Here is a 13,595-nt window from a genome sequence, read left to right on the forward strand (position 1 = left end):
AACGGTCCTTCCAGCGCCAGCGGATAATAAATATTGACCATTATAGTCATGTTTAATAACAGGGTAGCCGGATTTGCGCTATGCAAGCTGCTCCGATGGCGGAAGGGTTCTCCTTCCCTTCACAAGATACGGACCAATGACAGCATTCTCCAATTCATCACCGGCCATGATTGGCAACACCACCTTTCATGACGTGGTCTCGAACCAGAATGGCCTGGTGTACCGCGTTTTCGTCTACCGCCCCGGCGGGGAGCCGCCAAGCGATGGATGGCCGGTGCTTTACATGACCGATGGCAATGTGGTGATCGGTACCGCCGTCGACGCGATGCGGGCGCAGGCGAGTTATCCCAGCGGCACCAATGTGGCTTATGGCGTGATTGTCACCATCGGCTATCCCGTGGACGGCGCCTATGATCCCTTGCGACGCTCCTGGGATCTCGGGCCACCCCCCGGACAGGTCTATCCGCCCTTCTATGAAAACAGCCCTGAAGTCAGGACCGGCGGGGCCGGGGAGTTCCTGACGTTCATCGAAGATCAGGTCAAGCCGATGATCGAAGCGGACATTCCCATTGATCGCAATCGCCAGGCGATCTTCGGTCATTCCTTCGGCGGCCTCTTCGTACTCTACAGTCTCTTCACCCGCCCATCGGCCTTCACAACATGGATTGCGGCGAGTGCGTCGATTTATTGGGAAAATTGTGCGATCAATGCCTTTCTTCCCCACTTCGAAGCAGCGCATGCGACACGGCCGGGGGCGGCGCTTTATCTCTCCTGCGGCGAGTACGAGACGGACAAGCTGGCACCATTCCAGCGCGGTGCGGCCGACGAGGCTGACCGGCTGGCACAGAAGAAAATCACATTGAATGATGTTCATTCCGTCGAACTCATGCGCCGGTTGAACGCCCTGCCTGACCGGCCGGTCCGGACGCAGTTCGAGATTCACGCCGGTGAAAACCACATGTCTCTGCTGCCGGTGGCGGTCAATCGTGCCATTCAGGCTGCCTTCGCCGTTGTAAAGCCGCGCCAGGACGGTTGAACACAGCCGGGGGAAGGGAGAGGCCCGATGCTGCCATACGATCGTCTCACGGATTTGCCGGAGGCCAGCCCGGCCCGGACCCTTGGGCATCCTGCTGCGATTGATATCTGGTGGTGGGCCTTTACTGAAGCCCAAACGGATTGGGCAAAGGTCAGGTCGGCACTCACGCTGCCCGAACAGGAGCGGGCGGCTGCGTTCAGGTTCGACCGGGATGCCATCGGGTTCATGGCAGGGCGTTACCTCCAGCGCAGCGTCCTGTCGCTCTACACCGGAGCCGCGGCGGAGGACTTGAACATCGCTGCCGGCGAACACGGCAAACCGTATCTTGCCGGCGAAACGGCGCTGGCATTCAATCTCAGCAATACCAATGGTCTGGCGGTGCTTGCAGTCAGCCGCGCATGTACGGCTGTTGGCGTGGATGCCGAGATGCGCTCGGCGACACTTGAGGCCGGGGCGGCGCAACTCATCTGCTCCGCCGCTGAGTCTGCGATGTTATCCATGCTTCAAGGCGCCGAACGTCAGGCGCTGCTGCTCGCTTTCTGGACACTCAAGGAGAGCTTTTTGAAGGCGACAGGCCACGGGCTGGCTGTCGAGCCGCATCGGCTGACTGTGCGGGTTGATCCGGTAAGCCGGGCAATCCGCGTGGACCATGATCTGCCTGGAGATCGGGGCTACTGGTGCCACCGGCTGCTTCTGTCCCCAAGCGGGCACATGATTGCGGTTTGCGCGCAATCGGATCGGACAGAACTGGAATTCCGCCAGCAGAGCCTGCCCGATCCGATTTTCCGGTTCTAATAATCTACGGCGATGGACTGGCCGACGGTCTCGTGCCCGCTCGACAGCCAGTTGACCTGCGAGTCATGCGGCTCCAGATCGAAGTGCTCGTGACCTGTAAGCGTGTTGATGATGTGGGCGCTGCGCCATGCCATCAGGCTCAGTTGTGAATCGGCGATGCCATGGCTGTAGCGCCCGGCGTTCTGGGCAAAGATGCGGTTCTGCTTCGGACCGCTCCAGTTGAGACAGTATTCGTCATTGAGGGCGGGGCGGCTGTGACGGTCGAACTGGATACGGTCCTGCAACCCGGAGAGGGCCTCGGGCAGTTTGAACTGGTAACCTGTGGCAAGAATGATGGCATCGGCATGGGCAACCTCGACACCGCCGTCAAAGCGGTTGCGCACGATCAGCCGATAGCCGTCCTTGTCCGCTTCCACCTGAATCACATCGCGATTGGGCGAAAGCTTTGCCTCGATGCTGCGGCCTTCCAGATAGCGCAGACTGTAAAGCCGGCGGTAGATCGCATTGATCGTCGACAGGGAAAGGCCGTCGCTGGTCAGGATCGAAGCTTTCAATGCTTCGAGCTTCTGGTCATTGTTGAGGTTGAGGTAGGCATAGACATATTCCGGCGAGAACACCTGATTGGAAAAAGCGGTGTCGTTGATCGGTTCGAAATTGTGCCGGCGGCTGAACCAGTTGAGCTCTTTCAGATTGGCTTTGGAGTTGAGCAGGGATTCAACCACTTCGCCGCCGCTCTGGCCGCCGCCGATCACCGCGATGCGGGCTGCATTGAGGTCCGGCAGCCGGAATTTTGCTTCGGAATTGTGGAAGCAGCGTTCGCCGAGGAACGGTGTCGCCCATGAAGGGACAAAGGGCGTGGTTCCTGTTCCCAGCACGATGTTCTTTGCCGCCACACTGCCGTTGTCGAGCTGCACCACGAACCTGTCCTTGTCGTGTTTGACCTCGCGCACGGCAGCGTCAAACGAGACATTGTCGAGCTGTCCGGCGACCCAGGCGAGATATTGCGCAAACTCCCGGCGCGGCACGGCATCGTAATGGGCGTTGAGGAACGCATAGAGGCGCTTATGGGCCACGAGATAGGACACGAACGACCATGGATTGGTCGGCATGACGGGTGTGACCAGGTCCTTCAGATAGGACGATTGCAATTCGACATCGGGCAGCATCATGCCGGGATGCCAGTCGAAATTTGTCCGGCGTTCGTAGAAATGCGCCTTGAGGCCGCCGACGCTGTCGAGCAGTGCCGCAAGGCTCAGGTTGGAAGGTCCGACACCGATACCCGCCAGATCGAGGGTCTCGTTCGGCTGGCGCGTATGATCATTGTTCACAAACATGGCAGTCATCAGAATTCCTTTCCGTGATCTTGATTCCAAAGGGCCCTATCGGGCCTCGTCCAGCCGGTGGGAGAGGCGGCTGTGGAATGCCTGTGATCCGATTACGTGCAGATGGTTGGTGCCAGAGATGATTTCCGCCGGATTGGCCCGGGGAGAGTAGCGCCGCCAGTCGATCAGGTTGAGACCCCGATTCAGGCTGTCGTCGGCCGCCCAGGAATGGATCGGCACGTCATGCGGCTTCAGTTCGTGACGCCTGAAAATCAGGGCGTTGTCGATGAGGATCCAGAACGTGTGTTCGCGGCTGCTGATGTCCGGACCATCCGTCGGCAGCTCGTCTTTCTCATCGCCGACAAAGCGCAGGAACTGCTCATAGGTATCCTCGTCCATGACGTTGAGCAGGCGGTCCCATTCGGCGCGCATGGCGGTGCGCGACAACCACTCCTGCACGGTCGCGTGCAACTGGTCGCGTTCGCCCGGCTTGAAGCGCGGCTTGGCACCAATGGCGAACTCAGTGCCGAGATCGCAGACGTCGACCATGGTGATCAGCCGCAGATCGATCTCGTCGCCGAGCTTGCGCGCGGTTTCATAGGCGAGCAGTCCACCCCACGACCAGCCGAGGAAATAGCAGGGCTGGCCTTTGCTCTCGCGGCGGATGTAATCCACATAGCCTTGGATGATATCGTCGACGGATGAGCCGATTTCCTTCTGTTCGGAGAGTGAATAGCAGATGAAGCCGGTAGCGGGCTGATCGGCGCCGAGATAGTCGACCAGCTTGACATATTCGCGCGTGCTGACGAGAAGGCCGGGGAAGCAATAGAGCACGGGCTTGGTTCCCGATGCGCGCAGCACAATCACTTCGCTGCCCGCCTCGCTGTTGCCGTTTTCGACGACCTGCGCGAACGAGCGGATCGTCGGATTGTTGAAGAGATCGGCAATCGTCGTGCGGTTCTGCGGTTTGCGCTGCCGCAGGGCGGTGAGGATGCGAATGGCGCCAAGGGAATTGCCGCCGATGGCGAAGAAATTGTCCTCAACGCTGATCGGGCTGGTTTTCAGGATGTCCTGCCAGATATCGCGGATTTCTGCCTCGACGGCGTTTTCCGGTTCGACAATGTTGCGCTTCATGGGTGTTGGCGCGGGCAGGGCGAACCGGTCGAGCTTGCTGTTGGGATTGATCGGCATAGCTTTCAGCGGAACAATGGCCGAAGGCACCATGTAGGCGGGAAGCATGCGTTCCAGCGCCGCGTGCATCTGCGTCACATCGAGCTCGAAACCCTGTTTCGGTACGACATAGGCCACCAGCATCTTCTGCCTGGTGGCTTCGTCGTCCCGCAGGACCACGAGCGCCTCGCCGACACCGTCGAGCTGGAGCAGCGCCGCTTCGATCTCGCCGAGCTCGATGCGGTAGCCGCGCAGCTTGACCTGATGGTCAACGCGGCCGACAAACTCGACCGTGCCGTCTTCGCGCCAGCGGGTCAGGTCGCCGGAGCGATAGAGGCGGCCGCCCTCCTTGGAAAACGGGTCGGGAATGAAACGGTCGGCTGTCGTATCGGCTTTGCCGATATAGCCGCGGGCCATGCCTTCACCGGCAATGTAAAGCTCGCCCGTCACGCCGATGGGGCAGGGGTTGAGGTCGGGATCGAGGACATAGACGCGGCGATTGCCGACAGCACGGCCGATCGGTGCATAGGTGCCTTCGAATTTCTGCCCGGCACGTACTTTCCAGACCATCGGGGTCATGATGGTCTCGGTCGGGCCGTACCCGTTGATCAGCCATTCGGACTTCAAAGCCGTGGACAGGAGATCGAAGGTCTGCTGGGCAAGTCCTTCGCCGCCGAAGGAATAGAGCCGCATCGGCGGCGCGCTGTCGGTGAGATCGGCCCATTCCGCCAACTGCTGCAGATAGGTGGTGGGAATACTGGCATTGTTGGCGCCGTGCTTGCGCATGGCGGTCAGTGTTTCCTCCGGGGTCCACAGGGGCTGGTCCGGCAGAATGATGCTGCCGCCTTCCATCAGCGGGTTCATCCAGCGTTCGTGTCCGCCATCGGAGCTGAAAGGCAGGAACGGCAGTTCGCGCGATTCAGCGCTCATGCCGTAGACGCGCGAGGTGTTCTGCATGTGATGGGTCAAGGGGCCATGTTCGACGGCAACGCCTTTTGGCAGGCCGGTCGAACCGGATGTGTACATGATGTAGGCGAGCTGGTCCTTGTGGACCTTGACGTCGGGGACGCTGTCCGGCTCCTCCGACAGGTCGAGTTTGTCGAGTTCGAGGATGACCGCATCAAGACCCTCCGGAATGCGGTCAAGCAGCCAGCTGTGGGTGAGGATGACCTTCACGCCGCCATCGCGCAGAATGTGGTGGTTGCGGCTGGTGGGATGATCCGGCTCGACGGGGATATAGGCGCCGCCCGCCTTGAGCGTGGCGAGAATGCCGACGATGGCTTCGGGAGAACGCTTGACGGCAATCGCCACACTGATGTCGGCACCGATGCCGAGCTTGATCAGCCGGTGCGCCAGCCGGTTGGCGCTGCGGTCAAGCTTGGCGTGGCTCCAGACTTCGTCAGCAAAGATGATGGCGGTCTTGTCAGGCGTGCGCTGGGCATGGGCGGCGATATGTTCATGCACCGCCCGGTCGTCGTTGATAGTGTCATCCTCATAGGGAGCCGAGAGAACATCGAGTTCATCCTCGGCGATGAGGTCGATATCCTTGATGCGGACCTGTTCCCCGGCAATGGCCTGGGAGAGAACGCGCTGGAAATGAATGGCGGCGCGCTCGATCAGTGCCGGCTCATAGATGTCTTCCGCATAGTCGAACAGGCCGGCGAGCGCGCCGTCCGCCTTCGGGGTCAGCACCAGTGCCAGTTCCGCATCCGAGCGCGGCGCGACGGCCGGCACATGGTCTTGCGCCAATGTGGAATGCCGGGGCGGCTGACGGAATTCGAACAGGGATTTGACGATCGCGTCCTGTTCCCGTTCCTCATGCGTCTGGATTTCCTGCACGAGACGCTCGAACGGAACGAGATATTCCGTTCCTGTGGCTACCGCCGATGCAAGCGCTTTGCAAACATCCAGGAAGGCCGTGCGCGACGTCAGTTCAAGCTTCAGCGGCAGGATTTGCTCGCTGCGCGCTATGCTCTCCTGGCTCGTGGATCCAAGCAGAGTTCCGTACTGCAGCGAATAGGTGCCGCTGTAGCGGGCCAGGAGAACAGCAAAGGCGGCGGCAAGCAGCTCTTCAATCTTCAACCCTTTCAGCGTTGCATAGGACTGGATGCCGGTCCAAAGCTTCGCATCGAGTGTGAATGGCACGCGCTTGCGCGCAGCACCGGCATATCCGGCAGCATTGAAGCGTGTGGGCAGGGTTGTCGCATTGTACTCCTCGCCAATCAGATCGCGCCAATGGGCAAGGGCTGCCGCAAATTGCGGCGTTTCCAGCGCTTCTTCTTCGCGCATGCCGCGCTGCAGGCTGTCGCCGGGAAGCACGGGCAATTCCCTGCCCTCGGCGAGCGCGATGAGATCGCTGCGCAGAATGGCAAGCGCTGCCTCATCGCAGACGATGGGGTGCAGCACGATTGTCGAGATCAGTTGGCCGTTATTTCCGGCAATCAATTGATAGCGGGCGGAAACACCGTTCAGGAGATCGAAGGGGCGGGCAACGAAGCCCGCCTTTTCCGTTTCGGCTTCTGTCGCGCTCAGAGGATTGCTGTCACTACCAACAATCTCATTGGAGGGAACGTCGCCCGGAACGGAAAACTGCTCAATACGGCCGCCGGCAAAGCGGCGAAAGCGCGTGCGCAAGGCGCTGTGCCGCTGCGCCAGCCGGTCGAGGGCGCCCTGCACCTGATCAAGTGTAATGCCCTTCTCCCAATGCAGGGAAAGCACCTGGAAGGGAAAAACCGTTGCGTTGCCGATCTGCTCGAGCGACCAGATGCGCTTTTGCGCCAGCGTCAGCGGAAAGCTTTCGGCCGCACCGCTGGCGATGCCGTCCACGGCAACCGGTTCATTGGGTTCGGGTTGAGCGAAGAGTTTGTTCATGGTGTCACCGATCTGTTGTCTGAAAGGGATAGCCGGCAATCACGCCACGGCCTGCCGTAGGGCAAGCGGCCGCGGATCAACCCAGATTTTCTTGATTTCAACCAGGCATTCCTCGCGGGTGCCGCTGAAGCTTTCCTTGCTCCAGCCGACGGGCAGAGCCTTGTCATTGGACCAGACGGAATAGCGGTGTTCCTGATCGCGAACGATGCTCCAGGTCTCAGGCGACGTCTCGGCATTCGACATCATGCGGGCTCCTTGCAGAATAAAGACATGACCAAGAGACGGATGAACCCGCGCCCGATTTAAGCGGAACGGGAGAAAAATTTTTCAAAGTTTTGGCTAAATCGAGCGGTGTGCCGACCGTCTCTGTAGCAACCATCTTGTCAAAACTTGCCAGCGAGCAAGCTGCGGAGCGCACCATGACCCTTGTTTCCAATATCTCCCAAGAAGCCAATGTTTCGCCGCTTCCAGCTTCAGGTCTGTCGTGCTTCCTGAAATCCGCCGAAATGAAAACGCCGGGTCAGATGCTGATTTCGACCGTGGCCGGACGCTATCTCGCAGATGTCGAGCCAAGGGCTGGAAGTGTCCGCGTTCGGTTGCCGGATTTGAATGCCGACGAAACCGTTTCGGTTCTGGCTTCGGCCATCGAATTTCTGTCGGCGCAGTCGCGCAATATCAGTCTGGTTGAAGTCGACAATGTGCAGCCATCGGATTTTCCGCTGGGGACGCACAGCGGCAATTCGTTGACCGTCGATACCAGGGAATTCTGGCAATGGTCGATGCCATGGATTGCCAATCCCGCCTGGCCGCACCCGCAGGTGCACGTCATGACCAATGGCCAGTATCATCCCAAACGCCCGCGCAAGCCGGTCGGCGTTGTCTACGAACGCTACATTCCCTGGCTCGATCAGGTGCTTTCGTTCCGGGCTGCGGATCCGCAAACGGATCTTGGGCATTTCCATCGCTGGATGAATGACGAGCAGGTCAATGTGATCTGGGAAGACGGTGGCGACAGGGAGAAGCACGCGGCCATTCTCGAGGAGCGGCTGCATGATCCGCATGTCCTGGCGCTGATCGGCTGTTTCAACGGCGTGCCGTTCGGCTATTTCGAGGTCTATTGGGCTAGGGAAAACCGGCTTGGACCCTATTACGACGCGCAGGATTACGACCGTGGCTGGCATGTGGCCATCGGCGAGCCGGCCTATCGCGGCAAGCAGTGGATCACGGCGTGGCTGCCGTCGCTGATGCATTTCATGTTTCTCGATGATCCGCGCACCCAGCGCATTGTCGGCGAGCCGCGCGCCAGCCATGAGCAGCAGATCCGCAATCTCGACCGCTCGGGCTTTTCCAAGGTGAAGCACTTCGATTTCCCGCATAAAAGGGCCATGCTGGTCATGCTGCTGCGCGAACGCTTTTTCGACGACAGGCTTTGGGTGCCGGCACCATGAATCCCGAGGAAATCGGGCAAGTGAAGCCAAGGCGCGCCTATTTTGCGCCCGACGATCTCAACGATCCGGCGCTGACGCGCCTGATCTTCCGGCTCGGCCTGCCGGCCGTGGCGGGCCTGTCGATCAATGCGGTGCATCACACGATCAACATGGTGTTTGTCGGCATGATCGGCGCCCATGAAATTGCCGCCATCACGGTTGTCCTGCCGATCCTGATGATGATCGGCGCCATCGGCGAGGGGCTCGGCGTCGGTGTGGCGACCGCCGTCGGGCGTGCCCTGGGCAGCGCCAACCCGCAGCGCGCCAATGTGACGGCATCGACACTCATGGTTCTGACCGTGCCGCTCGGTATCGTGCTCACCACAGGCATCCTTGTCTTCCGGCGTGAACTGCTCGGCCTGTTCGGTGCCAGCGAAGCGATCATGCCGCTTGCCGAACACTATCTGATCATCGTCGCCTTTTCGGTGACGTTGACGATGCTCCAGATAGTGTCGGATTTCATCGCCATCTCGGAAGGCAATACGCGTTTCAGTATGTGGACGCTGCTCGGGTGTTTTGCCCTGAATATCATTCTCGATCCGATCATGATCTTCGGGTTTGGCTTCGGGCTTGCGGGCGCCGCCATGGCAACCATCCTGTCCCAGATCGCGGCGATTGCGGCATACGCGCTGTATTTCCGCAAGCGCATGGGCACACTGCACCTGTCGGCGCGCTTTGCCGCGTTCCGGGCGGATATATTGAAACCGGTATTCTCCATCGGCCTGCCGACGACGCTGACCAGCATGCTGAGCAGCATCAGTTTCGCCGTGCTGTTTACCTATGCCGGGTTCTATCGCGGCGACAGCGGCATCGCCGGTGTCGGTATCGCGCTGCGGGTTCTCACTCTGGGCATGCTTCCCATCGTCGGTCTGTCGCTGGGCGGCCAGGCGGTCCTGAGCTTCGCCTGGGGCGCGGGGAAGACGCCGCGATTGCTGGCGGCATCGAACCTGCTCCTGATGCTGACCTCGGCTTTTTCCGTGGCCTACGGGCTTGGCGCCGTTCTTCTGCGCTATCCCATTGCAGCCATTTTCACCGATGATCCGGAGATCGCCCGGATCGCCACGCTGACCATCATCGTCACCCATGTTCCCTTCATCTTTTTCGGCATGCGGCAAATCCTTGTCGTGCTCCTGCAGGCACAGGGCAGGGCGCGGCTCGCCGCCACGATCAGCATCGCGCAGAACGGCTATTTCCTCCTGCCACTGCTGTTTGTCCTGCCGCATTTCCTCGGCTTTGACGGCCTTCTTGCCAGCCTGTTCCTGGCTCCAACGCTGACCGCACTTCTGTCCGCCGTCATTCTTTTCACCACGCTGCGCGCCGATACCGATCTTCCCGTCGCAACCTTCAACAACACCGTGTCTGAGAGGGCATCATGAACAAATCCATGCCACCCCATGAATTCGATCCAATGGAAATGCCGGACGACCTGTTTTCGCCGGTCGATGCGGCCGCCTTCAATGCGGTGTCGCCGCCGATTTTCCAGACGTCGCTCTTCACCTACGACACTTATGAAGCCATGGAAGATGTGTTTGCCGGGCGTGCGCGCAATTACATCTATTCGCGCGGCGACAACCCGACGGTGCGCGAATTCGAACTGCTGACCGCCCGCCTGGAAGGTGCGGAAGACGGACGCGGCTTCTCCAGCGGTACGGCCGCAATCACCGCGACCATTCTCAGCCTCGTCGAGTCCGGTGACCGCGTGGTTGCCGTCCAGCATCTTTACAACGACATCTACCGGCTGTTCGTGAAGCTGCTTGCCCGGTTTGGCGTCACGGTGGATTTCGTCGATCCGTCCAACCACGACGAGGTGCGCGCGGCGTTGCCCGGTGCGAAGCTGCTCTATCTGGAAAATCCGACATCGATGGTTTTCGAACTGCAGGACATCGAAGCCCTGACGTCCATGGCCAAGGAATATGGCGTGACGACTGTCATCGACAATTCCTGGGCGACGCCTCTCTTCCAGAAGCCGATCCATCACGGCGTCGACATCGTCATCCACGCCGCTTCGAAATATCTCGGCGGCCACAGCGATACGGTCGCGGGCGTTGTCGTCGGGCCGCGTGACCTGATCGCCAAGATCAACAGCTCGACCTATCCCTATATCGGCGCAAAACTCTCGCCGTTCGAAGCGTGGCTGCTGCTGCGCGGCATGCGTACGCTGAAAGTGCGGCTCAAGGAACACATGCACAACGGGCTCGTCCTCGCCAAGCACCTGCAGCAGCACAACGATATCGCGCTTGTCCGCCATCCCGCTTTTTCGGATCATCCGGGCAAGAAGACGCTGACGGGCTTTTCCGGCCTCTTTGCCTTCGATCTGAACCCGGACATCGATGTTGCGCGCTTTGTCAACGCCTTGCGCCATATCCGCCTTGGCGTCAGCTGGGGCGGACCGGAAACGCTGGTGGTTCCTGCCAAAGCCGCCTTGCAGATTCCTGACCGGATGACCTCCTTCGTACGCTTTGGCGTCAATCCGCAGACCATCCGTTTCGCTGTCGGTCTGGAGGAGCCCGAGGTCATCTGGAACGACATCCAGCAGGCCCTCCACGCCGCCAGGTTGTAGGCAGGACACAGGCAAAACAAAGTTGGTCAAGGCGGGTGAAAAAGACGGACATTTCGTCGAACGCGCCTTGACTCTGACAACATGACAAATGTAGTCATGTTTTGAATATGAGAATAATACTCATATTAAATATCGAATAGTCTCAGGGTTTTAACGGGGGTTTGGTCATGCGGGGTTGCAGGACGATGATTTGGAACGGGGTCAATTCAGCCGGGCGCAAGCAGCGTTCGCACAAACGTCTGCTGATGACCACATCGCTGGCAACGCTCATGACTGCCAATCTCGCCTATGCGCAGCAGGCGCCGACCATCGAGCTCAATCCGATTGTCATCAACAGCGGCGACGATGCCACCGGCCCCGGCAATGGTTATCTCGCCAACAGCACCTTGACAGGAACAAAGACGAGCACGCCGCTGCGCGAAGTTCCGCGTTCTGTTTCCATTATCACGCGCGAGCAGCTGGATGACCGTCCGTCGCAGCGAATCGAGGATGCGCTGGCCTATACGGCGGGGGTGACCAGCTCGCCCTGGGGTGTTGACGAGCGCTATAATCAATTCATGATCCGTGGTTTCGACGTCGGCCCTTATGCGGTGTCTCGCGACGGGCTGCCGCAGCGGACGATTGATTTCTCCGGCTTCAAGGCCGAGCCCTACGGACTTGAGCGTATTGAGATCATCAAGGGGGCGGCCTCGGTACTCTATGGTCAGAACGGTGCCGATGGTCTGGTGAACCTGACAACCAAGCGGCCAACCAAGGACCCGCTGTACAGTGCCTATGCCGGCTACGGCTCGCACAACACCTATGAAGTCGGTCTCGATGCCGGCGGTCCGCTGGACAAGGAAGGCGTGTGGACCTACCGCCTGACGGGTCTGTTCCGCGAGGGACATGAGGCGATTGATTTTTCCAAGAACAACCGTGTGTTCATCGCACCGGCGATCACCTGGTCGCCCAGCGCCGATACCTCTCTGACGGTCTTTGCCAACTATCAGTGGGATAAGCTTCCGCCCAATACGTTCCTGCCTGTTGCGAGCCCGCTTCATCCCAATCTGCCGAAGTTCTCGCGCAGCTTCACAACGTCGGATCCGGATTTTGACCGCTTCAACGCCAATCATGGCTCGATCGGCTATTCCTTCGAGCATCGTTTCAACGATGCGTGGACGGTTCGCCAGAACCTTCGCTACACGTCGCAGGACACGGATTACCGGCACCTCTATTACACCCAGATGCTGGATGAGCAGACCCTGGGCAGAGCCGCCTTCACGGTCGATGAAACGGCGACCATCTTCAGCGTCGACAACAGTGCGCAGTACGACTACCAGTCCGATCATATCAAGAACACGCTGTTGATGGGCGTCGACTACAGCCGTTACACGGTTGATGGCCACAACGGATATGCACCCGGACCCGGTCTCAATTTCGAGAACCCGGTCTATGGCATCGATGTGCCGATGCCGGGAACGATTGTCGACCGGAAGACCACGACCGACCAGGTTGGCATCTATGCGCAGACACAGACCAAGATCAACGATCGCTGGCTGCTCAATCTCGGCGGGCGCCAGTCCTGGTTCGAGGAAAAGACGGATGACCGCCTGAGCAATACGAGAACGGATACATCGGACAATGCCTTCACCGGCAACGTCGGCCTCGGCTATCTCTTCGACAATGGCATCACACCCTATGCGAGCTACTCCACGTCGTTCGTGACCAATATCGGCCAGGATGCCCTGACCGGTTCCCCTTATGCGCCGTCAAAGGCGCGGCAATACGAGGTCGGCGTCAAGTATGATCCCGATTTCATGCCGGCGCATTTCACCGCTGCCTTGTTCGACATCACGAAAACCAATGTGCTGGCCTTTGTCAGCGACGGTGCATATCGCCAGATCGAAGAAGTGCGCCATCGTGGCTTTGAGTTCGAATCCACCGTTGACCTCTTCCACAATGTCAGCCTGACAGGCAGCTACACCTACCTCGACGCTGAAATCACGGCCAGTTCTCTGCCCGAAGTCGGCAACCGCACGCCGATGGTGCCCAAGAACCAGGCCTCGCTCTGGGCCAAGTACACCTTTGACTCCGGCCTGCTTCAGGGGCTGAACATCGGCTCCGGTATCCGCTATGTCGGCAGTTCCGTTGGCAGCGGTGCCAGTGGCAAGCAGGTGAACGTTCCTGACTATACGCTGGTCGATGCGGCCGTCAGTTATGAGAAGAATGGATGGAAGGGCGCGCTCAAGGTCAGCAATCTCTTTGACAAGGGCTACTATTCCACCTGCTCTACCGACTATGACAATGCACCGATGTGTATCTACGGCGAAGGCCGGACAATCAAGGGTACCTTGTCGGTCAAATTCTAAGGTCAA

At 59.6% G+C, this 13,595-nt stretch carries 9 protein-coding genes; 6 read left to right on the forward strand and 3 right to left on the reverse strand.

Annotated elements, in window-relative coordinates:
• Nucleotides 1-136: 136 nt before the first annotated feature.
• Together ACZ5FP_RS23625 and ACZ5FP_RS23630 are read left to right on the forward strand one after the other, a co-directional pair.
• The gene (locus tag ACZ5FP_RS23625) at nucleotides 137-1,036 is read left to right on the forward strand and encodes an alpha/beta hydrolase (RefSeq protein ID WP_464664500.1); all 900 of its coding nucleotides are present in this window, start codon (nucleotides 137-139) and stop codon (nucleotides 1,034-1,036) included.
• A 27-nt stretch (nucleotides 1,037-1,063) separates the two neighbouring features.
• Complete coding sequence (locus ACZ5FP_RS23630) at nucleotides 1,064-1,831, forward strand: 4'-phosphopantetheinyl transferase family protein (protein WP_464664501.1); 768 nt, start codon at nucleotides 1,064-1,066, stop codon at nucleotides 1,829-1,831.
• Here the strand turns inward: ACZ5FP_RS23630 and ACZ5FP_RS23635 are convergent.
• From ACZ5FP_RS23635 to ACZ5FP_RS23645, 3 genes are read right to left on the reverse strand one after another with little or no spacing between them, the layout of a single operon-like run.
• Nucleotides 1,828-3,174 carry a lysine N(6)-hydroxylase/L-ornithine N(5)-oxygenase family protein gene (locus tag ACZ5FP_RS23635; protein ID WP_464664502.1) on the reverse strand — a complete coding sequence of 449 codons (1,347 nt, stop codon included), beginning with the start codon at nucleotides 3,172-3,174 and terminating at the stop codon, nucleotides 1,828-1,830. The genes ACZ5FP_RS23630 and ACZ5FP_RS23635 overlap by 4 nt on opposite strands.
• A gap of 36 nt (nucleotides 3,175-3,210) precedes the next feature.
• Nucleotides 3,211-7,194: an amino acid adenylation domain-containing protein gene (locus ACZ5FP_RS23640; protein ID WP_464664503.1), complete on the reverse strand. Its 3,984-nt coding sequence runs from the start codon at nucleotides 7,192-7,194 to the stop codon at nucleotides 3,211-3,213.
• Nucleotides 7,195-7,233: 39 nt separating this feature from the next.
• On the reverse strand, nucleotides 7,234-7,440 hold the full coding sequence (locus ACZ5FP_RS23645) for an MbtH family NRPS accessory protein (RefSeq protein WP_464664504.1): 207 nt from the start codon (nucleotides 7,438-7,440) through the stop codon (nucleotides 7,234-7,236).
• Nucleotides 7,441-7,700: 260 nt separating this feature from the next.
• Between ACZ5FP_RS23645 and ACZ5FP_RS23650 the strand changes: the two genes are divergently transcribed.
• From ACZ5FP_RS23650 to ACZ5FP_RS23665, 4 genes are all read left to right on the forward strand, one after another.
• Nucleotides 7,701-8,642, forward strand: a complete 942-nt coding sequence (locus ACZ5FP_RS23650; RefSeq protein ID WP_464664854.1) for a GNAT family N-acetyltransferase — start codon at nucleotides 7,701-7,703, stop codon at nucleotides 8,640-8,642.
• Between the two features lie 20 nt (nucleotides 8,643-8,662).
• The gene (locus tag ACZ5FP_RS23655) at nucleotides 8,663-10,057 is read left to right on the forward strand and encodes an MATE family efflux transporter (protein ID WP_464664505.1); all 1,395 of its coding nucleotides are present in this window, start codon (nucleotides 8,663-8,665) and stop codon (nucleotides 10,055-10,057) included.
• A complete protein-coding gene (locus ACZ5FP_RS23660; protein WP_464664506.1) occupies nucleotides 10,054-11,241 on the forward strand; it encodes a PLP-dependent transferase in 1,188 nt (395 codons plus the stop codon). The genes ACZ5FP_RS23655 and ACZ5FP_RS23660 overlap by 4 nt, the downstream gene beginning before the upstream one ends.
• Nucleotides 11,242-11,426: 185 nt before the next feature.
• Entirely contained in the window at nucleotides 11,427-13,589 is a 2,163-nt protein-coding gene (locus ACZ5FP_RS23665) for a TonB-dependent siderophore receptor (protein WP_464664507.1), read from the forward strand.
• The last annotated feature ends 6 nt before the right edge of the window (nucleotides 13,590-13,595 follow it).

The organism is Phyllobacterium sp. T2-21 (assembly GCF_055378485.1).

Bases quoted from the DNA above. Each gene is read 5' to 3' on its own strand.
- ACZ5FP_RS23625 (WP_464664500.1), top strand. From the start codon at position 137: ATGACAGCATTCTCCAATTCATCACCGGCCATGATTGGCAACACCACC.
- ACZ5FP_RS23630 (WP_464664501.1), top strand. From the start codon at position 1,064: ATGCTGCCATACGATCGTCTCACGGATTTGCCGGAGGCCAGCCCGGCC.
- ACZ5FP_RS23635 (WP_464664502.1), bottom strand. From the start codon at position 3,174: ATGACTGCCATGTTTGTGAACAATGATCATACGCGCCAGCCGAACGAG.
- ACZ5FP_RS23640 (WP_464664503.1), bottom strand. From the start codon at position 7,194: ATGAACAAACTCTTCGCTCAACCCGAACCCAATGAACCGGTTGCCGTG.
- ACZ5FP_RS23645 (WP_464664504.1), bottom strand. From the start codon at position 7,440: ATGATGTCGAATGCCGAGACGTCGCCTGAGACCTGGAGCATCGTTCGC.
- ACZ5FP_RS23650 (WP_464664854.1), top strand. From the start codon at position 7,701: ATGAAAACGCCGGGTCAGATGCTGATTTCGACCGTGGCCGGACGCTAT.
- ACZ5FP_RS23660 (WP_464664506.1), top strand. From the start codon at position 10,054: ATGAACAAATCCATGCCACCCCATGAATTCGATCCAATGGAAATGCCG.
- ACZ5FP_RS23665 (WP_464664507.1), top strand. From the start codon at position 11,427: ATGATTTGGAACGGGGTCAATTCAGCCGGGCGCAAGCAGCGTTCGCAC.